Raw genomic sequence first — 21720 nt, 5'->3', positions numbered from 1 at the left:
GGGATATAGATGTCAGAATTTTTCATTCAGGAAAAACAGCTTGGACGTGCAACTCGGACAATTGTCAAAAACGAAAAAGGACATTCCCTGTTTTTGATGGTTGGTCGCTGGGGAACAAAGGGCGATGCATTGTCTCTTTATGCCATGAATGGCGATCTCGTTGCTCACATCAAGCAGATAAGCCTGACATTCGGTACGCGTTTTGAGCTGTATAAAGAGTTCGAAAAGGTGGGAACCATGCAGAAAATATTCAATTGGCCCGGTGATTTTTATTATATTCGTAGACTTCACTGGACAGTCCAAGGTGATATCTATAATCATCAATATCAAATCCATCATTTCAATCAGCAAATCATGAAAATGGATAAAGCAACACTTTTCTCAGGAGATTACTATGTATTGGATGTCTCAAATGATGAAGATGCTCCAGTTTGTATTTGTATTGCTGCGGTTTTAGATTACTGGCTCTACCGTAAAGACAAAAGCAAAGAAAAGCCTTTATCCTATCGATTTGATGTGAACTAGAAAAAATGAAAGCAAGCTAACAATAAACAATCTCAAACTCTAAGTCAAAATTAAGAATCTACGATATTGGGAGTCGTTACTTGATCGAGTAACGACTCCCAATATTTCTTATCAAAAATAGGAAATACCAAAATTCCCTTCGAGACGGAGGTATTCAAACACTCTTGATGATGAACTAAAAAAGTGCTGTTTTATCCTTCTATATTCTCATAACACATATTAAGACTTTAATCGTCCGATAGGACATCCTCCATTCGATCTGACTGTTCCTCTATATATCCCTACATACCAAAATCTTCCTGTAGCAAAATCTTTTTCGTAAGACCAAGTTTGTAAATATAATTGCCCACAATAAATACCATCATTATATATAATTGTATTTGTTAGACCGCTTAAAGTAGCCGATCGTCTTGTGTGGTAGATAACTTTACTACCTCTGCTATTGATAGTACCCATTACTTGCTAAGCACTTAAATCATTTGTATCAGCATGGATTTTTTGTGAAAAAGCGGTTAATCCCCATATAGCCATTATTAAAATAAATAAGTTCTTAAATTTTTTCACTTATATTATCTCCTTCCTGATATTTATTTTTGAAGGAATCGGTAAAGGTAAGGAATGGTGATAAAAATATCCCTCATAATAACCTCGAGTTCCATTTGAAAGGGGCATTTCCCTATATTTTCCAAGCCAACCTCGATAGGCTCCAGATTGGAAGAATGCAACAGCTGGGGCAGGATTTCCAGTCGTTGTCCATCCGCTTGTCCAATAACGAGTCAATATAGCTTGTGGGGAAATAATGATAAACTTCATTTGATCAAAATCAAAAATAGTAGTTTCTACAATGTGAGAAGGAGCATCCTCACCATAGCTAAAATCTTTTTCTTCAGCATGGACACAGTTATTACTTTCTTAATTGTCAAATTAAGTTAGACAAATCATCAATACTTACGTAACTCAAAAATACTTCCAAAGGTGTTCGATAATCCAGTGATTTTCTAGGAATATTATTTCGTTTAGATGTGACAGATTGAATAAAAGATTCATCTACTGAATTGAAATCCATAGATTTCAATAAACCATCTCTACGTAACAATCCGTTAGAATTCTCGTTTAGGCCTCTTTGAGACGGTGTTCCTGGATCAGCGAAATAAATGGCAATATCATTGGCATTACTGATTTGTTTCCAATTTGAAAATTCCTTTCCACAATCAAAAGTGATGGATTTGAATAGATTTTTCGGTACAGATTCAAACCAATGATTTAATTTTTTTTCAATATCAATCGCTTGTCTACCACACGGTTTCAATGTAATGATAACTTTTGATAATCGTTCAACTAAGGTAATTACAGCACTTTTATGTTTCAGACCTACGATAGTGTCACCTTCAAGGTGACCAAACTCATTTGAGAATTGGCTATAATCTTTTTCACGTTCATGAATAGAGCGGCGGAAAGCTTGTTTTCCACGCCTTTCTTGATGTCCATTCGGTTTACGCTTGCCTTTCATCGGTAAGTCAGAAGGATTAAATAGCCCCTTTTTGAACATACGATAAATGGTACGAGCAGAACAACGAATAGGAAACGCTGCACGACCAACAATCACATCGGGTGTCCATCCTTGAACAACCTTTCTTTGAATATATTCTGATTGTTCCTCGGGTAAAACAAGCGGGCGTCTACCACAGTTTGATTTGTTTTTCTTATACTGTTGATAGTATTCTAAGGCTGATTTTCCTTGCTTGAAGAATAGGTATACTTTATGGATCGTTTGTCTTGAACGATTCAAGCAATGCGCAGTTTTCGCAACAGATTGATTTATTTTGAAATAAGACTCTATCATTACAAGTTCATCCGTTGTAAGATGGGTATAGGTCATTTGTACTCACTCCTTATAATTCTTTGGTCAGAACTATTTTGAGTGTAGCACAAATGGCTTTTTTAGTTGTCTAGCTTAATTTTACAATCGGCGCTTAATAAAACAGCAACGGACAGCAAAAAACAGCTATATAAAAAAAACATTTTTAATCATAAAAAAACTCCATTTATATTTTTATATCCTGATTATATATTGAATTTTTATGCACACCAAACAAAACTTTAATTATATTACTATTTTTTCGCAAATATGGTAAAATATCAGAAAAAATATGGTAAAGGAGAGGGACATATGAAAAAAAGTTATTAAAAAGAACTATTTATACATCGCATTTGTTATTATTATTCATAATCAGCGGTTGCAATTCGAATTACAATAAAATAACTCATGTCACAATAGAACAAATTACAGCTAATGGAACCTTACAAACTAGAGGAACTTATATTTTAGATAATGGGTATTTAGAAATCAGTAAAGAATTTAAACAAAATATAAATTTAAATACCTCTCCAACAAAATTGTTAAGCGAAACCGCTCGACTGTTACTAGCTGAAATGATTAAAGAAGACTTTCCTTCCGAAACTATTTCTACTGAAAATCCAGAATTTTCTGCAAAGTTTCAACAGGAAAGTCAAAAATGGAAGAGTGGAAATCGATTCTGATAATAAAAAAACTTATCTAATCGGAAAAGATTCAAAAAGGAATTTACATGGGTAGCTGATAACCAAACAAGATTGAAAGATTCATTCGGAGTCGAATACAGTTTTACAACGGATAGCAAATAGGACTGTGACAAAAATCGTGTCACAGTCCTTTATTTCGAATAAACGGTGTTCAAAAGCCAGTTTCTCGGTATTAAGCCCAACCAAACGAAAAATAGGAGGAGCTATTTTTATTTGGCTGTTCTTATTACTTGATGCAGGGCAGCTTTTTCACAACCTCTGATTCACGGTGTTCCAGAAGTAGCTTCTTCGAAAAATAAGCCGAAATTTTACAAAAATTTGAGAAGCAATTTTCGTAAATTCCTTCTTATTTCTTGAAGCTGACCACTTCTGTCACAACCTTATTAAAACCTATTCAATTTTTAGTAACGTTCATTCTTCTTTACACCATTATTATTTTTTCACTATTTGACAATTTAAATCAATTTAATTTCTTTTGCATATGATCATAAAGATGACCACTGATCATCCGCTGACCGACAACTTTGAAGTCATGGCGTTCGTATAATTTTTTAGCCTTTGGATTTTTTTCATCCACACTTAGACCGATGACGGAGCGATTAGCTTTCTTCGCCAATTTAGGTAATGCTTCTAATAACCGTGAACCGATGCCTTGCCCTCTAAAATCTTCTGATACGCTGATAGAGTCCAAATACCATTCATCGGGAAACGTTTCTTTATCAATAAACAAACGTGTAGACGCATCTAGCTGATATTTCTCTAAGATAGGTACCAGTGGCTGATCGATGATTGATTCTTCTTCATCTGTATAACCGTAAGCAACTCCTGCAACTTTACCGTCTATTTCTTCTACGATACCTCGTGAATAACTGTAACGATAATTTGGATCAGTGATTGCTTCTTCTAAAATCTCTAAAGTCTTTTGTTCCCCTGTCTGCTTCAAAAATGGCAATTCCATGTCTTTTAGAATCACTAAGATCAATGGGGCGATTTCTGGAGCATCTTCTTTTCTCGCAAAACGAATCATAGTTTCCTCTCCTTTTCTCCATTCTAACATGCAGAAAAAGAAATCGCAAAATCGTTATTTTAAAAAATCTTCAATCTTTTCAGTAATGAAATAACCATGAGTAACGATTCTTGCCGCTTCAGTTCGGCAATAAGGGCAGACGACTGGCATTTCTTTATCATTATGTTCGACTACATTATTGACTTCTTCGTATGCAAATTTTTTTCCGCAATTAGGGCATTTCATTTTTTCCATGTTATCTCAACTTCCTTTCATCTTTACTCTCTTAGCTTACTCTTATATTGAAAAAAAGAGAAGCAATATCCTTCTTCTATGCAGATATCCATACCTGACGGTCCTGTTCTCCATCTATTAATCGGACTTTATAATAAGGACGTTCATCTTTGACTAGAAGTGTCCACTCTTTCACTTTTGCTTTTTTCCCGTAGTAGCTGACTGCTTCCTTCATCGCTGCTTGCGGTTGTTTGAACTCTTCCGCTTTTTCTATATCAAAAAGATGTTCTGCGGCCTTTTTCGTGTCATTTCGTACGGTTGTTTTCCCAGTGGATGGATTGACTGCTATGACTTGTCCTTCACAAAAAAACTGGTATTCATATGTTGCATTCGTAGGATTATCCAAGTCTTTTTCAACTGCAAAATGAATAGCAGATATGTTATGTTCTTTTGTTTCGTTTTTTACAATTGCTGCTGCTTTTTTCAATGAGATCCGATATTCCTGGTCACTAATATCATCCATGTGAAAAGCGGCATTGAGCAGTCCCGTCATACCGGTAATCCCTATTACGATGAGGGCAGCAACACCAAACATCATTTTTTTCATTCTTCATTCTCCTGTTTCTTTTTTTTAAAGAATATCAAGAAATGAACGAATGAAAAATCGAATGAAACGAAAAAAAAGTGACAATTTTGTTATCTTTATTCGTGCAATTCTAATGGCAATCCGTCTGGATCAAAGAAAAACGTCATTTTTTTTCCTGTAAAGGTATCTTCTCTAATCGGTTCTGATTCGATCCCTAAGGACTGCAATTCTGCAATTGTTTCTTCAATATCGTCTACTTTGAAAGCAAGATGACGCAAGCCACAAGCTTCTGGATAGTTTGGTCGTTGTGGTGCATTAGCAATTCCAAAAATCTCCAATTCAGCACTTCCTAGTTTCAGATCTAATTTATAGTCATCTCGTTCTTTGCGGTAATTTTCTCTGATTACTTCAAATCCTAATTTATTAACATAAAAATCACGTGATTTCTGATAATCTGAAACAATGATGGCTATATGATGGATCGTTGTAAGGTTCATATGAGCACTCCTATTCTTCGTTTAAGCTCGGATCTATATTAATCTCCAGTTCCATTGTAAATGTGTCAGATTGAAAAAAATAGCTGTTTTTCCTTTTTATTAAGAAAAAAGGCAAAAAAAAACAGAAAGTAGGTCCTCCAAGACACTCTTCCTGTTCCCAATATAATAAATGAAAGTAAGAAATTATATTTTCAAGAAAACAAACAGAAAATTATCATAACACAAATTATTTATAATTGAAAGACTAGTTTTTTTTTAAGAAAGGCATACAATAGATTGTGTTAGTAAATACAGAACACACTACATTTAGTGTCTTAAGGAGTCCTCATACATGAAGTCATATTTTCAGTTTTTAGCTCATCAGCTAAAAGGCTGGCCGCAACAAAATTATTATCTTTTCTTTTTCAGTCTTGGCTGTCAGGTCATGACTCTTGTCAATAGTCCCATCACTTGGCTGGCCGTTATTACATTTATCGGTACCACGCTTGGTGTATTGTGTATTTTATCCATCAATGCGGCAAAATCAGTCAACGGTATTTTAGGTATTTTGTCTGCGATTTGTTTTATTATCGTTGGATTCTCAGCAAAGAACTATTTAAGTATCGGTGAACAGATTGCTTATATGATCACATTGGATATCCCCGTATTGTTAAGTAAAGAATGGAATCATAATATGGCTTCAAAAATCCGAAAATTCACTGGAAAAAGCTGGTTTATCGCAATCATCAGTACTTTCCTTGTCTATCTTGTTTCAGGATTCCTGATTGGTCGTTATACAGATGATCCTCGGCCGTGGGTAGATGCCATTGCTTTTTCTATTAGCTTGACTGCTGGTATCATCAGTTTCTTGCGTTACAACAACCAATATTACTGGTGGTTAGCTTCAGGGCTTGCTCAAATGGTCCTTTGGTATATTTCATTTACGCATGGATCTGCAAGTTTGGCGATGTTCGTGAACAGCTCTGTTTACTTGCTGAATGATGTCCTTGCATTTACCGTTTCACCTTGGTATAACCAAAAAGAACGTGAACGTATGCAAAAAATGGAAGAAGAATACTACAACGCACAACAACACGCATAAAAAAACTGAGCGTGGGACAAAAGTAAAGAACACTTTTGTCTCACGCTCTAAACACGTATAAACGGCGGAAGCAGAAGCAACTCCTTCGGAAATAAGCTGAAATTCACAAAAATTCGAAAAGCAATTTTCGTGAATTCCTTCTTATTTCTTGGAGTTAAACGCTTCTGTCCCAGCCTCTATTTTTTATAGTAATTCCTTCAGATACTTTCTTGCCTCATCATTGAAACGCAGTGATTCTTCTAACTTCTGATAATATTCCAACGCTTGTTTCTGAGCTTCAGTAAAACGATAATGTTTTCCTTTCCATTTGTCGATTGTCTCTTGCACATTTCCAGATTGGATATCTTTCACTACTAGTTGCCATTTTTCTTTTGAGACTGTACGGTCTTTCTTATCAGCAGATTGTATAGCTTCTCGTTCTTTACGCAATACTTTTAAAAAACCATTTCTGACTATCCGAGGAATGCTGTCGAAGAACCCTTCTGTAAAACCATAGCGACAATATTGCTTCCAAATAAATAGATAGATTTTTGGTTGGATGAATCGTTGGTTTTTCGCAAAATATTCCATCTGAGCAGTGACTTCTGGTGTTCGTTGACGTTTTGTCTTTCTCAACACAGAAATAAATGTTTCAAAATAAGCATTAGGATGTACTGGCACTTCTTCATATACGATGGATTGCCAATCTTTACGTAAAAATGCGCGATAGTTGATCAAGAATTCTTCTACATCCTTTACTAATTCTTCTGCAAAGTCGTCAAATAGTTCTTTTTTTATCTGTCGCTTTTTTGGCTGCCCATTGATGTGTTCACTTATTTTCTTGATTTCATTTTCCAATGCTTGATAATCCGCTATGTAAATCGGCATTTCTACTTGGCGAAATTCTGCGAGCCGCTGAGCTAATTTTATATCCGGTAAATATGGCTGTTTCATCCGACGATTTTGGTACAAGACAAAACAGTATTTTTGCCATAGTCCTTCAGGAAAATCGATATTCTTCTGCTTAAGCCATAATAATTCGTCTAAGGCCAGATCAACTTTTGTCATTCCCTGATGGATCGAAGCTGCCACTGTCGGAGAGACATGCAGGTGATCGGCAAAGTGGTTGATGACTAGTTTTAGGATCTTTCCGGTTTTTGGCGATTTAACGATGTATTGCACTTTTAATTCTCTACCACACTCACAATACAATTTTTGCTGGCTTCGTTTTGTTCGAAAAAACGGATTGATCTTGAAGTCAGAAAACACCCAATCTGTTGCAGCTAAATAATGTTCTTCCATAAAACGAGAGCTGATTAGATATCGGCGGTGCTTATCGACTAGTTCCCGCTGTTTTTTCGTTAATTTTGCATAGATCTCCCAACGTTGACTGCTTGTGTATTGTTTAGAAATTTTGATGGGATAGCTTTTGCTGATTTCTTTTGGAAACCATTCTTCAAAGACGGATTGCCATTCTTCCACGGCTGTTTCTTTCCTTTCTAATTACAAAAAGCTGGCTACTAACATAACGTTAGCAACCAGCCAGTGTTTCTTGCTAAATTAATGAGTTGTTCCGGCATTTCCGGAAATATCTTCTTTATTTTCTACTGCTGCTTCAACTGCATAAGTCAAAGAAGAAGCAATGTCTTCTAAAGACATAGAAGGCGTACCCACTGGACGATCGATCACTTGATCGGGTGAGAATGGCACGTGGATGAACCCACCTCGAATTGCCGGGAATTGTGTTTCGATCAAATGAAGCAAACGATACATGATATCATTGCAGACAAATGTTCCTGCTGTATAAGAGATGTACGCTGGTAGACCATGATCTTGTACATTTTTTGTCATTGCTTTGATTGGCAATGAGGTAAAGTAAGCGGCTGGACCGTTTTCTTCTAAAGCCGTATCGAATGGCTGATTTCCTTCATTATCAGGGATTCTTGCTTCTGCTAGATTGATTGCGACACGTTCGAACGAGACTGCTGACCGCCCACCTGCTTGTCCGACACAGATCACGACATCTGGTTGGTGCTGTTGGATGGCTTCTTTGACTACTTGACTGCTTTTTTCGAATACGGTCGGTACTTCCACTTTGATGATTTCAGCACCGCTGATTTCATCTGGCATTTTTTTTACTGCTTCATAGGCTGGATTCACTTTGTCCCCACCAAATGGATCAAAACCTGTTACTAGTACTTTCATCTGTTGTTCCTCCGTCCGATTGATTTAACATATGGTTATCTTTTATCATACCATTTTCCTTGAACAGCGTAAATAAAGGAAACAATAGTTTAAATAACATAACAGATCAAACTTAATATATTCTTATAAAAAATAGTGTTCCACTACAATGTTAGAAGAGGTTGCGACAATTATTCTGTCACAACCCTTCTCTTCTATTATTTAAATAGAATCATATAAGCAATTTGGAAAACTAGCATAAATAACGCAATAAACAACTGGTTTTTGATCACTCCGTATTTGTCTTTCATCTCCAGCATCGCTACAGGCACGATATTGAAGTTAGCAGCCATCGGTGTCAGCAGGGTCCCACAAAAACCGCAAGTCAATGCAACCATTCCTATTAACGCTGGATTCGCTCCATGACTAAATACGAATGGTGCACCGATCCCAACCGTCATCACGGTGATGGCTGCAAATGCATTCCCCATGATTACCGTAAATATCACCATGCCAAGAGCGTAAATGATGATGCCGATGTTCACATTTCCTTCTGGAACGATCGTACCTACTGCATTGGAAATCACTGTCCCAACTCCAGCGCTTGTAAATACCGCACCTAGAGAAGCTAAAAGCATTGGCAACATGCTTAACGGCCCTACTGTGCCCAGCATATCTGCTGCATCATCTAAAAATGTACTTGGTCGATTATCTCGAGAAAAGAACATCAAGATTAGCATGGCTGCAAAAACACCGACGCCCACGCCGACTAAAGCACCTAAATTGGTAAATAGAGCAAACAAGATCGCAAAGATACCGATACTCAAAGCTGGAATAAAGATTTTCATTCCTAGTTTGTCTGACATTTTTTCCATATATTCTTTTGATGGAAGCCGGCTTTCTCCTTTGCTGACTTTCTTAGCAATTGCTGGTATGGTCATCGCAAAGATCAAGCCACCGTTCACGATTGCCGGAAGCCATCTTCCTCCTGCAATAACTACCCCTAAAACCGTCCAGAAAAAGGCTGAGCCGTAACGATGAGGATTGGTTTTATCTGTTAAGTTTCTTACTCCAGTGTAAATCAACACAAGTCCCATCACGATATAAAGGATCTCCAATAATTTATCACCTAACAAAATATCAGGATTTGTAAAAAAGTCCATCTTATTGCCCCTTTCCTGGATAATATTTCTTCGCTAATTTCTTTTCTTTAAGATAGAAGTAGACACTTGCCACAACTAAAGCCGTGATAGCCACTGGAACTTCCACTAAAGCAAGCTGTCCCAATGTTACGTCATATCCTAGATCTTTCAGTGTTGATTGGACTAGCAACGCCCCTGCTCCTCCGATGAATAGTACTTGGCCAAAGAACCAGCAGACATTTTCCATAGCCGAAGCCATACCTTTTAGTTCTTCTTCATGCTTAGGATGGACTTCTAATCCTTTTGATTCGATGGTCCCCAATGCCATCGGTAAAATGATTGGACGAACAAATCCAGCAACTCCACCAAAACTCACGTTAAAAGCCGCAAAGATCATTCGAAAGATCCCATAAATATCTACAATCATACCAGCAGATACTTTCTTGAATCGCTTGATCAAGGAAGCCGCTGATTCTTTCAGACCATTTCTTTCAAGCGTTCCTGTTGCCAACATAATGATGATAAAAATCGCCATCCCGCGATTGTTTACAAAACTTGTACCTAAAAGTTCTAACATTCCTTGAATGCCAAGACCGCCAGTCAAAGCTGTAACAACTAAAGCAACCATTACGATCAATATCGAGTCTAATTTAAATGCAAACCCGAGAATAACAATCAAGACGCCTAAAAGGCTAAGATAATTTTCCATATATTTTCCTCCATAAAATGACAATATTTTTTTAATTTCTTAATTGTCAAATTAAGTTAGACAAATCATCAATACTTACGTAACTCAAAAATACTTCCAAAGGTGTTCGATAATTCAGTGATTTTCTAGGAATATTATTTCGTTTCGATGCGACAGATTGAATAAAAGATTCATCTACTGAATTGAAATCCATAGATTTCAATAAACCATCTCTACGTAACAATCCGTTAGAATTCTCGTTTAGGCCTCTTTGAGACGGCGTTCCTGGATCAGCGAAATAAATGGCAATATCATTGGCATTACTGATCTGTTTCCAATTTGAAAATTCCTTTCCACAATCAAAAGTGATGGATTTGAATAGATTTTTCGGTACAGATTCAAACCAATGATTTAATTTGTTTTCAATATCAATCGCTTGTCTACCACACGGTTTCAATGTGATGATAACTTTTGATAATCGCTCAACTAAGGTAATTACAGCACTTTTATGTTTCAAACCTACGATAGTGTCACCTTCAAGGTGACCAAACTCATTTGAGAATTGGCTATAATCTTTTTCACGTTCATGAATAGAGCGACGGAAAGCTTGTTTTCCACGTCTTTCTTGATGTCCATTTGGTTTACGCTTGCCTTTCATCGGTAAGTCAGAAGGATTAAATAGCCCCTTTTTGAACATACGATAAATGGTACGAGCAGAACAACGAATAGGAAACGCTGCACGACCAACAATCACATCGGGTGTCCATCCTTGAACAACCTTTCTTTGAATATATTCTGATTGTTCCTCAGGTAAAACAAGCGGGCGTCTACCACAGTTTGATTTGTTTTTCTTATACTGTTGATAGTACTCTAAGGCTGATTTTCCTTGCTTGAAGAACAGGTATACTTTATGGATCGTTTGTCTTGAACGATTCAAGCAATGCGCAGTTTTCGCAACAGATTGATTTATTTTGAAATAAGACTCTATCATTACAAGTTCATCCGTTGTAAGATGGGTATAGGTCATTTGTACTCACTCCTTATAATTCTTTGGACGGAACTATTTTGAGTGTAGCACAAATGACTTTTTTAGTTGTCTAGCTTAATTTTACAATCGGCGATTATAAAGCAAAACACATAAAAAATATAGTTGTTTTCTCACGAAATAGACACTATTTTTAAATATTTTTCGTTATTTTTTTATCACAAAAATTATCTTACTTATTGTAAGGTAAAGCTTTTTTTAATTTATTGCCCGCTAATATATAGAAATAAGGTCTAGTTACTGTTTTTTTTAAATGATTAATAAATAACAACTCCTTTCTGTGAAATTGCAAAGCATTCATCTTCTTTTCTGCTAACGATATATTCGTCAATGCTTGGTACACTTTACTAAAAAGTATGAGATTGCCGATATCTGGATAGGTGTGCTATACTACAGAAAAAGATATACGATCTGCCACCGGGTAGTAAAAAAGAGGATGATCATTCCATTAGGTCTTTGAAGGGATGATTCTCCTCTTTTTGTGTATTTTTTATATTGAAGGAGGAACGTATGTATGGCATGGATGGAATTAATCATAGCAGGAATTTTGGAAGTATTCTGGTCAACGATGATGAAATGGAGTGATGGTTTTTCTAAAATCAATTATTCTTTTTACACAGTGATTGGAATGATTGCTAGTTTTTACTTTTTATCAAAGGCAATCAAAAGTTTGCCGATGAGTCTCTCTTATACTATCTGGACAGGGATTGGCGCAGTTGGTTCGGTCATAATTGGTGTGGTCTTGTTTCATGATAAGCTGAATCTTTCCACTTGGTTCTTTGTGGGGATGCTACTCATCAGTATCATTGGCATCAAGATTACTAGCGGCCACTAGACACTTGGAATAAGTACTGATCAGAAAAAATAAGCCTTTTTATTTAATATTCAATTTTTTTATGAAAAAATAAGAAATAAGTCCAATGACCTAGCGACTTCTCCACACATCAGGTGTATGCTTGTACTATCTATAGAAAAGGAGTGAATATTTTTGAAAAGTCTTTCGGTCCAAGAATTATCCAAGAACTTTGGTCACAAACAAGCCCTCAGCGATGTCAGTTTTAACTTATCTCCTGGCAAAATCGTTGGATTAGTAGGTCCTAATGGCGCTGGAAAAACAACGATCATGAAAGCTATTTTAGGACTGATCCATTACTCAGATGGAACAATCCGTATTGGTGAAAATGAGATTTCTCCCTCTAGTCATAAAGGGTTGGAACAAGTAGGAGCATTGATCGAATATCCGGGTATCTACCCATTCTTAACAGGCTATGATCATCTGAAGTTATTCTCTGAAACAAACGATGTATCTGCTATCGATACTATCGTGAATCAGCTCAAGATGGAAAAGTACATTCACAAAAAAGCGAAATCTTACTCGTTGGGAATGAAACAAAAGCTAGGGATTGCTCTTGCCTTACTGAACCATCCTTCTATCGTTATTTTAGATGAACCGATGAACGGGTTGGATCCACAAGCAACAAGAGATGTGCGAAAAATCATTACCGACTTGGCTACTCAAGGCACCTCTTTCTTGATCTCCAGTCACTTACTCAGTGAGCTTGAAAAAATGGTGGATGAGCTGATCCTGATCAATCAAGGAAAGATCATCAAGCAATGTACAATGGCTGAATTGAACCAAGCAGCGCAAGATTTCATCATTATCTCTACAACGAATGATCTAGCTGCTCGAACGATCTTGACAGAAGCTGGATATACTTTGGAAGATTCTGATAAAATCAAGCTTTTAAAAGAAAACGAAGAATTATTAGGAACCGTGATCCAGTTATTGTCTGCACAAAATATCCATGTGACAGACGTCCAGCATCTGACGAATGATTTGGAATCTTCTCTATTGGAAATTCTGGATTCAGTAAAGGGGGAAGAAGAAAAATGACATTGCTTGTAAAACAAGAATTATTTAAATTGATCAAGAAAAAGTCAACTGCTGTTTTATCTGTTCTATTAGTTGTTTTGCTCATAGGAACAGCACTTCTAGCCAAAAAATACACGACGATCATTGATCCAGTTGAAATGACTGCTCAGCTTTTTAGTGCCACATCTTGGATTGTCTTTATCATGATTGCAGCTGCAAGCACGATCATTTCGATGGAAGCACAATATGGTACATTGAAAAATCTCCTTTATCGAAAGTATTCTCGAGGAGAAATATTAGTAAGCAAATGGATCACATTAGTTATTTATTCTGTTTATTTATACCTTTTAGCTATTATTGTCACTGTGTTGATGAAACTGATTCTTTTCCCTTCGATTTCCTTCACGGAGAAGGTTTCTACTGGTCAAACACTGATCCAAAGCTTGTTCACTTATACTTTGGGTAGTTATATCGGTTTATGGCTGATTTTAAGTTTAGTGTTGATGATTGCTTGCTTTATCAATAGTTCCGGTGCATCCATCTCAGCAGGAATCGTCTTTTATTTTGCTTCGTCAATCATATCTGGTATCCTTATCGCACTCATCCAAAAATGGGAGTGGATCAAATGGAATCCGATCAGTATGTTGAATCTGCAAAACCAAATTGGAAACGAAGAGATCATGAAGCAATTGACTCATCTTTCTACTAATCAAATGCTGTTCGGTAATTTAGCTTACATCGTTTTGTTCTTAGCATTAGGATATCTCGTATTTAAGCGAAAAAATGTATGATGACTCATCAAAAAAGAGGTTGTGAAAGAGCCGTTCAGCCTTATTGCCGATTGGCTGTCTCTTAAACACCGTTTATTCTGAAAAAGGAGCTGTGACAACATTTTTGTCACAGCTCCTTTCCTAGTATGTTTTTGAATAAACGACAGGCTCACAACCTCTCTTTATACTTCTTTTATACTTCTATACGTGAAGCATCCCAGTGGCAAATAAAACCATTGCAATCACTCCGACCATCGTCACACCTATAAGTAAAATCTTATCTAAGTGGATATGTTGTACAGGCTCGTTTTGCTCCTTACGTGCTTTGAGATAAAAATAAATGCCTGGCAAGAAAAGAACAAGAACAAGCATTACTTCATTAAAGGCTACGACTAGCATAGCCCATACTTGAAAGGCACTTGCTAAAAGCCCTACTAAAAATTGGACCCATTCTTTCCGCTGATAAGAAAGTTTCATTTGGTACAATCCTAAGAAAAGCCACGTGAAGAAAATAGCTGCTGTACCAAGTGTGTAAGCAAAGTTATAAGCACTGTCAGTGAATAATAATGAAAGTAAAAAGACATTCGTACATAACGTCGTCAATACGATAGCATAAGTTGGTGCCCCATTTTTGTTGAGTTTTCCCCATGCTTTAGGCAAAAGTCCGTCTTCAGCCATGTTTCCCATTGTTTCAATCGGTAAGATCGTCCATGAGAGCCAAACACCAACTAAAGAAATGATCAAACCGCCGTTGATCACGACTGCTCCCCATTTACCAACCATCATTTCAAACACATAGCCCATAGCAGGCTGCGCCTTGATCGTTTGCAGCTGATTCATCGTCATTGTCCCATATGGAAGCATGGAAACCAAGACGTAAATAATAATCAAGCCGAATATCCCTAGAATCGTTGCTTTCCCAACATCTGATTGTTTTTTTGCTCGTGAACCTACGACAGAGGCTCCTTCAATACCAACAAATACCCAAAGCATCACCATGATGCAACTCAATACTTGACTGGAAAACGGGATCGGCTGTCCATTCGCATTCAATATAATGTCGCTAGAAAAGTTATCAATGAATTGTTGGATCGAAAACGTGCTGATAGCTACTACAATAAATAAAAATAATGGCACTAATTTACAGAATGTGACGATAGCATTGACGAAACTAGCATTTTCGACTCCCCGATTCACTAGCCATGCATATCCCCATAAAAAGACTGTACTCATCACGATCGATGCCAGATTTTGCCCACCTTCAAATACTGGGAAGAAATATCCTAATGCGCTCATCAACAATGTTGCAAAAGCTACGTTGCCTAACCAGCATGTGAGCCAGTAACCCCAACCGCTGATAAAACCAGCGAAACGGCCAAAACCTTCTTCTGCGTAACTAAAGATCCCGCCTTTTAAATCTGGACGTTTTTTATTGATATTATTGATCGATAAGGAGAGCATCAACATTGCTGTTCCTACGAGTACCCAACTGAAAATAGCTGGGCCGCCAGCCGATCCGGAGATGTCCGTCATAATACCAAATACGCCACCTCCAATCGCTGAACCAATTACTAAGGCAGCAAGTGGAATTAAACCAATTCCTTTTTTCTGTTGCTCTGTATCCATGTAAGCATCCTCCAAAATAAAACCGCTTTTATCAAAAAGTATAACAAACCTTTTTTATTTTTACTTAATTAACGCGAATTGTAAAATTAAGTTAGAAAAATAAAAAGGCATTTATGGTACACTCAAATTGTATTTCCGACGAAAGAAAACAAAGGAGTGTAACCATAAATGACCTACAAACATCTTACCATAGACGAACTGACAATGATAGAATCATATTATCTTCAACATAATAAGCCGGTTGAAATCGCTAACCGAATGGGACGTGCTATACAAACTATTTATAGTGTAGTCAATAAGTTCAACCAAGGCAAGACTGCTCTTGATTATTGGCACCAGTATAAAGAAAATAAGAAAAAATGTGGGAGAAAAGTCATTCAATTACCTGCTCATGAAGTAGATTACATTAAAGAGAAAGTCACTCTTGGTTGGACGCCTGACGTCATTATCGGGCGAAAAGAAAGGCCTGTTTCATGCGGTATGAGAACACTTTATCGTTTATTTTCTAAAGGAATATTTGATATTGACACACTACCGATGAAAGGTAAAAGAAAACCCAATGGCCATCAGGAAAAACGGGGAAAACAACAGTATCAGCGCTCAATCCATGATCGACCTGATAATTATCCTGATTTCAATTCTGAGTTTGGTCACCTTGAAGGTGATACGATCGTTGGCATTCATCATAAAAGTGCCGTCATTACTTTAGTTGAAAGATTATCTAAAGTCATTATCACGATTAAACCCAACGGCCGTAAGGCATTAGATATTGAAACTGCCCTTAATCAATGGTTTTCTCGCTTCCCTAAAAACTTCTTTAAATCTATTACGTTTGACTGTGGAAAAGAATTTTCTAACTGGAAAGCCATTAGTAACCAACATGATATTGATATATATTTTGCGGACCCTGGAACACCTTCTCAACGCCCATTAAACGAGAATTCTAACGGGATTCTGCGTCGTAATGGACTGCCGAAATCAATGGATTTTAGAGAAGTGAATCAGACATTTATTTCCAGTGTCAGCAATCAACGTAATCATATTCCAAGAAAATCATTGAATTACAGAACACCAATCGAAATATTTTTGAGCTATGTACAAGAAGCATTTTATTCTAGCTTAATTTGACAAATCATATAATAAAAACTTTAATAGAAATATAATTCTACCGGCTTTTTTCTCATTATACAAGCAAAGCGCCTAGTCCCTTTCCAAATTACACCACCAAAAAACTTAAAAAAGATGCTATACTAAAAGGAAAGAATTGGGGGATGATCCATGAACATTTTATATATATCGATTTCAGGAAATACGCGTGCCTTTGCCAAACATCTAGCAGAATATGCTGAAAAAATGCATGCAGAAGATCCTGTCAATCCTGAAGTTACTTTAAAAGAAATCCATGAAAATAGTGATTTTACGAAAGAAACAGAACCATTTTTTACTTTCGTTCCTACTTATTTAGACGGCGGAAATGGTTTAGATAACGGTGATACAGAAATCTTGACCGAAACGATGCGTGAATATCTGGAACATGAACACAATCATAAACTTTGTCTTGGTGTAGTCGGTAGCGGGAATAAAAACTTCAATAATCAGTATTGTCTAACAGCCAAACAATATGCACAAACATTTGGCTTTCCTTTCTTGGCAGATTATGAATTACGGGGAACACCATCTGATGTGACACGAATTTATCAGATTTTAGCAGAAAACAATAAATAATAAAAAAGAAGAAGCTGAAAAATAGATTTCAGCTTCTTCTTTCGTTTCTATTGTTTCTATCATATTAAGCTTTGACATCCATCACATGTGCTTTTGCTTTTGCTTTACCTGTTTTTTCCAAGACAAAGTTTTTTACACGATCCATATTGGTTACCAAGACGATCATGGATGTTTCTTTGCCTGCTGCTTTGATCGCTTCTAAGTCAGCTTCTGCTACAAGCGTATCAGGTGTCACTTGCTGCCCTTCTGTTACTTTCACATCAAATGGCGTACCGCCTAAGTCAACTGTGTTGATTCCCATATGAAGCAAGATTTCTAAACCATTTGGCGTTGTGATCCCAATAGCGTGTTTCGTTGGGAAGACAGAACTGACTACCCCAGTAACTGGAGAATAGATATGTCCGTTTTCTGGTTCTACAAAGTAGCCTTCACCCATCATCTTTTGTGCAAAAACTGGATCACTTGCTTTATCTAAAGAAACAACTGTTCCGTCAGCAACTGATGAGAGGATAGTCACACTTTCAGCTGAAGTTTGAGGTACTGCTTTTTCAGGCACTTCATTTACTGTGGCTGTTTCAGTCGCTAATTCTTCTTTTTCTAAACGGTCTTTAGGAATACCGAAGAAGAATGTAGCAACGAAGCCACCAGCATAAGCTGCCAATAATCCAAGGATGTAGCCTAACCATTTACCGTCAGAGATCAATGGGATCAAAGCGGCTCCTGAAGGTCCAATAGCGATAGCCCCGACATTTCCGATCATTCCGATCACTGCCCCGCCGATACCTCCACCGATACAAGCAGTAATAAATGGGCGTCCTAGAGGTAATGTTACTCCGTAAATCAATGGTTCGCCGATTCCTAGGATCCCGACTGGTAAAGCTCCTTTGATCATTTCTGTTAATTCTTTATCTTTTTTGCAGCGAATCCATAATGCCAATGCTGCACCCACTTGTCCTGCACCAGCCATCGCAAGAATTGGAAGCAATAGCGTACGACCAGTTTCATCAATCATTTGCACATGGATTGGAGTCAAAATTTGATGCAGTCCGAACATAACCATCGGCAAGAATAATGTGCCTAGAACGAAGCCGGCAAATGCTCCACCAACGCCAAGTACCCAGTTGATCCCACCGACCATGCCATCAGAAATGAAACCTGCTAAAGGCATGATGAAGAAAATTTCAATCAGACCGATGGCAATCAATGAAAGAGTTGGTGTAACGATGATATCTACCGCATCAGGTACTACTTTATGCAGTTTTTTCTCAACGATTGACAATAGCCAAACAGCAAAGATGACACCTAAGATCCCACCTTGTCCAGCTGCAAGAGCTTCACCAGTAAATAAGTTTTTCAGTGGTGCTTCCGGATTCATCCCTGTCAGCATCACAACGGCCCCGATAACTCCACCAAGAGTTGGTGTTGCACCAAAAACTTGTGCAGCATTGATACCTGTATAGATAACTAGGTAGCTAAACATCCCGTTTTTCAAGATGTTCATCACATCGATATATTGTTGCCATGTTGCTGCATCAAGTGTTCCGGCTGTGACTAAGTTTGCTAAAACTGCGGCAATCCCTGCCACGATCCCAGTACCGACAAATGCAGGAATCATTGGCACAAAGATATTAGAAATGTCTTTTAATACCGATTTGATTTTAGATGGTTTTTGTTTCGATTTTTGTGCCGCTTTCATTTCTTGTGCCCGTTCGTTTACACGGTCTTTTCCAGACGCTGATGAATTTGCTGTAGCTGCACTTACAGAAGGAAGTTTTTCTCCTAATTTCACGCCTGCCAAATCAACCATTTGCTGTGCTACTTTGTTCACTTTCCCAGGTCCGATGATGACTTGAAGCTGTTCATCTTCTACTACACCAAGCACTCCTGGAATCGCTTTTAATTCAGAGACATTTACAAGATCATCATTGATGATCTTCATACGCACACGAGTCATGCAGTGGACAATGCTTTCTACATTGCCCATACCGCCTGCCCCTTTATAAATTTGTTTTGCCAGTTCTTCCAAAGTCAGTTCGTTTTTTGCCATGGTCTTTTCCCCCTCATAAGGTCCCTTTTACAAATCCGTTTGCTTCAGCTAATTTTGCTTGAGCTTCCTCTTTATCACTATTTGTCAAAATCATGACGATAGCCAGCTTAACATTTTGATCTGCTTCTTCAAAGTACTTTTCAGCTGTTTCGTAATCAGCTTCTGTCGCTTGCATGATGATTCGTTTTGAGCGTTCGATTAGTTTTTCATTTGTTGGTTTGACATCGACCATCAAGTTATTGAATACTTTACCTATACCAATCATACTGATAGTAGAAATCATATTCAAGATCAGTTTTTGTGCTGTTCCTGACTTCAATCGAGTAGAGCCTGTCAAAAATTCTGGACCTGCATCGACTTCGATTGGGAAATCCGCGTGTTTACTGATTTCGGCTTGTTTATTGCAAGAAATCGTTCCTGTGACAGCACCGATCGATTTTGCGTAATCTAATCCACCGATCACATATGGTGTACGACCGCTAGCTGCGATACCAATAACTATATCATTTTTTGTCAAATTCAGCTTGATTAGATCTTCTTGCCCTAGCTCATAAGAATCCTCGGCACCTTCGACAGCTACAGTCATTGCTTCTTCTCCACCAGCAATTAGACCTATGACCATTTCCGGTTCTACACCGAATGTCGGTACGCATTCAGCAGCATCTAACACACCTAGTCTTCCACTTGTTCCGGCTCCCATATAAATCAGACGTCCACCTTTTTTAAAGGATTCAATCGTGTTAGCAATCACTGGTTCGATACTTGTCAGTTCTTTTTCAACCGCAGCGGCCACTTTCTGATCTTCTTTGTTCATTAGTTGAACGGCTTGAGAAATACTCATCTCATCTAATCCAAAAGTTTCTTGGTTTCTGCGTTCCGTTGTTAGGTTCTCTAAATTGATTTTGCTCATTTTTATCTTCCTTCTTTTCTTATAAATTGATAGTTCATACCAGCTTTGATTTGGTTGATCAATGGTAGCTCTTCTTTGATAACTTTGGCTACTACATTCACTTTTTCATCCGCTGGCAAATCATATTTAGTTAATTGGATCTCACCCATATAGCGCAAATACTTTTCGTTATCTAAAGTAATAGACCCTTTCATACGCGTAGCTGTATTTCTTGCTGGGATAGACGGAATCTCTCGAAAACGTGCATCTGCGCTTCGTATGACATCTCTTGCATCGTCTTGCCGATTCGTATGCTTCCCTAATATATATTCGTAAAATTCTTCATCTACAGGTTCCGTATGGAGCAAGACTGTCTGTTCTTTTTGGAAAGAAGCAAATTGCTCCTGAACGTTTTCTGACAGACCTGCATCTCCGATGTAAACAATATCCGTGTTACTTGCTAATAGATCTAGAGCGCCTGCAAGAGGATGGACCCCGCGATGTTCTTCCAAAGTCGGCAATCCTTGATATAGTGGGCCTCTCAACTCTGTGTCTCCTGGTACAAAACCTTGGACAAGGAGACCTTGAATTTTGAGCCATTGATTTTTTTTCTGATACCATTCTTTGTCCAGCCCTGTTTCGGGACGTGGATAATAATTATGCCAAGCTTCAATCTGTGAGAAATCAGCTTCTGCTTCTTTCAATTCATCGATATCTTTAGGCGTGATCGTGCTAGCATTCAAACTGATTTTCAATTGATGTGACCAGTCGGCAATCTGCTGATTGGAAATATGATAATCCATTCTTAAACCTGTTACACCAATTGCTTTCAAAGGCGTTAGATCTTCTAATGAAAAACCCGCTCGTTCCAATGCCTCTCCTGAAATATCGACCATCAATTCTAGTTTATTCTTTTTCGCTTCGCTTCCTAGTTCGATCAATCGCTTTTGATATGCCGAAACATCATCTTCTGGTATATGCATGGAAGTGAAAATACCGACAAAGCCATTGGATGCCATTTGGCGGATATACTGTTTCTTCTCTTCTGACAAAGAATCGTTCATAAATATTGAAAAGCCAAACATATTATCCCTCTTTTTCTGTATCCGTCTTCATTTCTATGACTAGAGTATATATCTAAAGAAACAAAATTTCAATACTTTTATTAAAATAATTAAATTTCATTTCTGAAAGTTGAGTTTATATTACCAAAAGAATTGTCATAACCTAAAAAAAGGCACTGCTAAGCAAAAGCAGTGCC

The 21720-nt window shown here is 37.5% G+C and carries 21 protein-coding genes and 1 pseudogene; 7 read left to right on the top strand and 15 right to left on the bottom strand.

The genetic code is table 11. The features are described from left to right. Positions 1 to 9: 9 nt before the first annotated feature. Positions 10 to 525 carry an LURP-one-related/scramblase family protein gene (locus MKX69_RS03155; RefSeq protein WP_002291449.1) on the top strand — a complete coding sequence of 172 codons (516 nt, stop codon included), beginning with the start codon at positions 10 to 12 and terminating at the stop codon, positions 523 to 525. A 564-nt stretch (positions 526 to 1089) separates the two neighbouring features. Here MKX69_RS03155 and MKX69_RS03150 read toward each other — a convergent pair. From MKX69_RS03150 to gloA2, 6 genes and pseudogenes are all read right to left on the bottom strand, one after another. Continuing rightward, positions 1090 to 1434, bottom strand: a pseudogene (locus MKX69_RS03150) (hypothetical protein); the annotation flags it as partial. A gap of 10 nt (positions 1435 to 1444) precedes the next feature. Next, positions 1445 to 2404, bottom strand: a complete 960-nt coding sequence (locus MKX69_RS03145; protein ID WP_002330482.1) for an IS30 family transposase — start codon at positions 2402 to 2404, stop codon at positions 1445 to 1447. A 1143-nt stretch (positions 2405 to 3547) separates the two neighbouring features. Further along, positions 3548 to 4114 (bottom strand): GNAT family N-acetyltransferase, encoded by a 567-nt coding sequence (locus MKX69_RS03140; RefSeq protein WP_002299952.1) that lies wholly within the window; start codon positions 4112 to 4114, stop codon positions 3548 to 3550. A 54-nt stretch (positions 4115 to 4168) separates the two neighbouring features. Then, complete coding sequence (locus MKX69_RS03135; protein ID WP_002291570.1) at positions 4169 to 4348, bottom strand: hypothetical protein; 180 nt, start codon at positions 4346 to 4348, stop codon at positions 4169 to 4171. Between the two features lie 76 nt (positions 4349 to 4424). Then, positions 4425 to 4934 (bottom strand): hypothetical protein, encoded by a 510-nt coding sequence (locus MKX69_RS03130; protein ID WP_002291572.1) that lies wholly within the window; start codon positions 4932 to 4934, stop codon positions 4425 to 4427. A gap of 95 nt (positions 4935 to 5029) precedes the next feature. Beyond that, complete coding sequence (gene gloA2 / locus MKX69_RS03125) at positions 5030 to 5410, bottom strand: SMU1112c/YaeR family gloxylase I-like metalloprotein (protein WP_002287076.1); 381 nt, start codon at positions 5408 to 5410, stop codon at positions 5030 to 5032. Between the two features lie 331 nt (positions 5411 to 5741). Here gloA2 and pnuC point away from each other — a divergent pair, with 331 nt between their 5' ends. Then, complete coding sequence (gene pnuC / locus MKX69_RS03120; RefSeq protein ID WP_002299958.1) at positions 5742 to 6491, top strand: nicotinamide riboside transporter PnuC; 750 nt, start codon at positions 5742 to 5744, stop codon at positions 6489 to 6491. Positions 6492 to 6674: 183 nt separating this feature from the next. On the opposite strand, the gene MKX69_RS03115 is transcribed toward pnuC, so the two are convergent. The 5 genes from MKX69_RS03115 to MKX69_RS03095 form a co-directional block, all read right to left on the bottom strand. Further along, the gene (locus MKX69_RS03115) at positions 6675 to 7952 is read right to left on the bottom strand and encodes a hypothetical protein (protein ID WP_341008749.1); all 1278 of its coding nucleotides are present in this window, start codon (positions 7950 to 7952) and stop codon (positions 6675 to 6677) included. Between the two features lie 78 nt (positions 7953 to 8030). After that, positions 8031 to 8675: a pyroglutamyl-peptidase I gene (pcp, locus tag MKX69_RS03110; protein ID WP_002287081.1), complete on the bottom strand. Its 645-nt coding sequence runs from the start codon at positions 8673 to 8675 to the stop codon at positions 8031 to 8033. Positions 8676 to 8872: 197 nt separating this feature from the next. After that, positions 8873 to 9817: a DUF979 domain-containing protein gene (locus MKX69_RS03105; RefSeq protein ID WP_341008748.1), complete on the bottom strand. Its 945-nt coding sequence runs from the start codon at positions 9815 to 9817 to the stop codon at positions 8873 to 8875. A 1-nt stretch (position 9818) separates the two neighbouring features. Then, entirely contained in the window at positions 9819 to 10505 is a 687-nt protein-coding gene (locus MKX69_RS03100; protein ID WP_002287083.1) for a DUF969 domain-containing protein, read from the bottom strand. Between the two features lie 46 nt (positions 10506 to 10551). Continuing rightward, a complete protein-coding gene (locus MKX69_RS03095) occupies positions 10552 to 11511 on the bottom strand; it encodes an IS30 family transposase (RefSeq protein WP_000222573.1) in 960 nt (319 codons plus the stop codon). Between the two features lie 532 nt (positions 11512 to 12043). Here MKX69_RS03095 and MKX69_RS03090 point away from each other — a divergent pair. From MKX69_RS03090 to MKX69_RS03080, 3 genes are all read left to right on the top strand, one after another. Beyond that, positions 12044 to 12364, top strand: a complete 321-nt coding sequence (locus MKX69_RS03090) for a DMT family transporter (RefSeq protein WP_341008745.1) — start codon at positions 12044 to 12046, stop codon at positions 12362 to 12364. Between the two features lie 153 nt (positions 12365 to 12517). Next, complete coding sequence (locus tag MKX69_RS03085; RefSeq protein ID WP_002323718.1) at positions 12518 to 13423, top strand: ABC transporter ATP-binding protein; 906 nt, start codon at positions 12518 to 12520, stop codon at positions 13421 to 13423. After that, positions 13420 to 14193, top strand: coding sequence for an ABC transporter permease subunit (locus MKX69_RS03080; protein ID WP_002287088.1), 774 nt, complete (start codon positions 13420 to 13422; stop codon positions 14191 to 14193). Before MKX69_RS03085 ends, MKX69_RS03080 begins: the two co-directional genes overlap by 4 nt. A gap of 180 nt (positions 14194 to 14373) precedes the next feature. Here MKX69_RS03080 and MKX69_RS03075 read toward each other — a convergent pair whose 3' ends face one another. Next, positions 14374 to 15798 carry a basic amino acid/polyamine antiporter gene (locus MKX69_RS03075; protein WP_002287090.1) on the bottom strand — a complete coding sequence of 475 codons (1425 nt, stop codon included), beginning with the start codon at positions 15796 to 15798 and terminating at the stop codon, positions 14374 to 14376. A gap of 168 nt (positions 15799 to 15966) precedes the next feature. On the opposite strand from MKX69_RS03075, the gene MKX69_RS03070 reads away from it, so the two are divergent. Then, positions 15967 to 16926, top strand: a complete 960-nt coding sequence (locus MKX69_RS03070; protein WP_002362389.1) for an IS30-like element IS6770 family transposase — start codon at positions 15967 to 15969, stop codon at positions 16924 to 16926. Between the two features lie 150 nt (positions 16927 to 17076). Continuing rightward, positions 17077 to 17523: a class Ib ribonucleoside-diphosphate reductase assembly flavoprotein NrdI gene (nrdI, locus tag MKX69_RS03065; RefSeq protein ID WP_002299965.1), complete on the top strand. Its 447-nt coding sequence runs from the start codon at positions 17077 to 17079 to the stop codon at positions 17521 to 17523. Positions 17524 to 17587: 64 nt separating this feature from the next. Here the strand turns inward: nrdI and MKX69_RS03060 are convergent, their stop codons facing one another. Genes MKX69_RS03060 through MKX69_RS03050 form a run of 3 tightly spaced genes read right to left on the bottom strand, consistent with a single transcriptional unit; the run spans position 17588 to position 21544 of the window. After that, on the bottom strand, positions 17588 to 19570 hold the full coding sequence (locus MKX69_RS03060) for a glucose PTS transporter subunit IIA (protein ID WP_341008737.1): 1983 nt from the start codon (positions 19568 to 19570) through the stop codon (positions 17588 to 17590). Between the two features lie 13 nt (positions 19571 to 19583). Next, positions 19584 to 20480: an N-acetylmuramic acid 6-phosphate etherase gene (gene murQ, locus MKX69_RS03055; RefSeq protein ID WP_002287094.1), complete on the bottom strand. Its 897-nt coding sequence runs from the start codon at positions 20478 to 20480 to the stop codon at positions 19584 to 19586. Between the two features lie 2 nt (positions 20481 to 20482). Then, positions 20483 to 21544: a DUF871 domain-containing protein gene (locus MKX69_RS03050; RefSeq protein WP_002299967.1), complete on the bottom strand. Its 1062-nt coding sequence runs from the start codon at positions 21542 to 21544 to the stop codon at positions 20483 to 20485. Positions 21545 to 21720 lie beyond the last annotated feature (176 nt).

The organism is Enterococcus sp. FSL R5-0957 (assembly GCF_038008005.1).
Lineage (GTDB): Bacteria > Bacillota > Bacilli > Lactobacillales > Enterococcaceae > Enterococcus_B > Enterococcus_B faecium.
Note: the sequence above shows the minus strand (reverse complement) of the source record. Positions and strands in the feature narration are given on the sequence as shown.

Excerpts from the sequence above, each read along its gene's own strand:
- MKX69_RS03140 (WP_002299952.1), bottom strand. The coding sequence starts at position 4,114 with ATGATTCGTTTTGCGAGAAAAGAAGATGCTCCAGAAATCGCCCCATTG.
- murQ (WP_002287094.1), bottom strand. The coding sequence starts at position 20,480 with ATGAGCAAAATCAATTTAGAGAACCTAACAACGGAACGCAGAAACCAA.
- MKX69_RS03070 (WP_002362389.1), top strand. The coding sequence starts at position 15,967 with ATGACCTACAAACATCTTACCATAGACGAACTGACAATGATAGAATCA.
- MKX69_RS03135 (WP_002291570.1), bottom strand. The coding sequence starts at position 4,348 with ATGGAAAAAATGAAATGCCCTAATTGCGGAAAAAAATTTGCATACGAA.
- pnuC (WP_002299958.1), top strand. The coding sequence starts at position 5,742 with ATGAAGTCATATTTTCAGTTTTTAGCTCATCAGCTAAAAGGCTGGCCG.
- MKX69_RS03060 (WP_341008737.1), bottom strand. The coding sequence starts at position 19,570 with ATGGCAAAAAACGAACTGACTTTGGAAGAACTGGCAAAACAAATTTAT.
- MKX69_RS03095 (WP_000222573.1), bottom strand. The coding sequence starts at position 11,511 with ATGACCTATACCCATCTTACAACGGATGAACTTGTAATGATAGAGTCT.
- pcp (WP_002287081.1), bottom strand. The coding sequence starts at position 8,675 with ATGAAAGTACTAGTAACAGGTTTTGATCCATTTGGTGGGGACAAAGTG.
- nrdI (WP_002299965.1), top strand. The coding sequence starts at position 17,077 with ATGAACATTTTATATATATCGATTTCAGGAAATACGCGTGCCTTTGCC.
- MKX69_RS03100 (WP_002287083.1), bottom strand. The coding sequence starts at position 10,505 with ATGGAAAATTATCTTAGCCTTTTAGGCGTCTTGATTGTTATTCTCGGG.
- MKX69_RS03090 (WP_341008745.1), top strand. The coding sequence starts at position 12,044 with ATGGCATGGATGGAATTAATCATAGCAGGAATTTTGGAAGTATTCTGG.
- MKX69_RS03130 (WP_002291572.1), bottom strand. The coding sequence starts at position 4,934 with ATGAAAAAAATGATGTTTGGTGTTGCTGCCCTCATCGTAATAGGGATT.
- MKX69_RS03075 (WP_002287090.1), bottom strand. The coding sequence starts at position 15,798 with ATGGATACAGAGCAACAGAAAAAAGGAATTGGTTTAATTCCACTTGCT.
- MKX69_RS03145 (WP_002330482.1), bottom strand. The coding sequence starts at position 2,404 with ATGACCTATACCCATCTTACAACGGATGAACTTGTAATGATAGAGTCT.
- MKX69_RS03050 (WP_002299967.1), bottom strand. The coding sequence starts at position 21,544 with ATGTTTGGCTTTTCAATATTTATGAACGATTCTTTGTCAGAAGAGAAG.
- MKX69_RS03155 (WP_002291449.1), top strand. The coding sequence starts at position 10 with ATGTCAGAATTTTTCATTCAGGAAAAACAGCTTGGACGTGCAACTCGG.
- MKX69_RS03105 (WP_341008748.1), bottom strand. The coding sequence starts at position 9,817 with ATGGACTTTTTTACAAATCCTGATATTTTGTTAGGTGATAAATTATTG.
- MKX69_RS03080 (WP_002287088.1), top strand. The coding sequence starts at position 13,420 with ATGACATTGCTTGTAAAACAAGAATTATTTAAATTGATCAAGAAAAAG.
- gloA2 (WP_002287076.1), bottom strand. The coding sequence starts at position 5,410 with ATGAACCTTACAACGATCCATCATATAGCCATCATTGTTTCAGATTAT.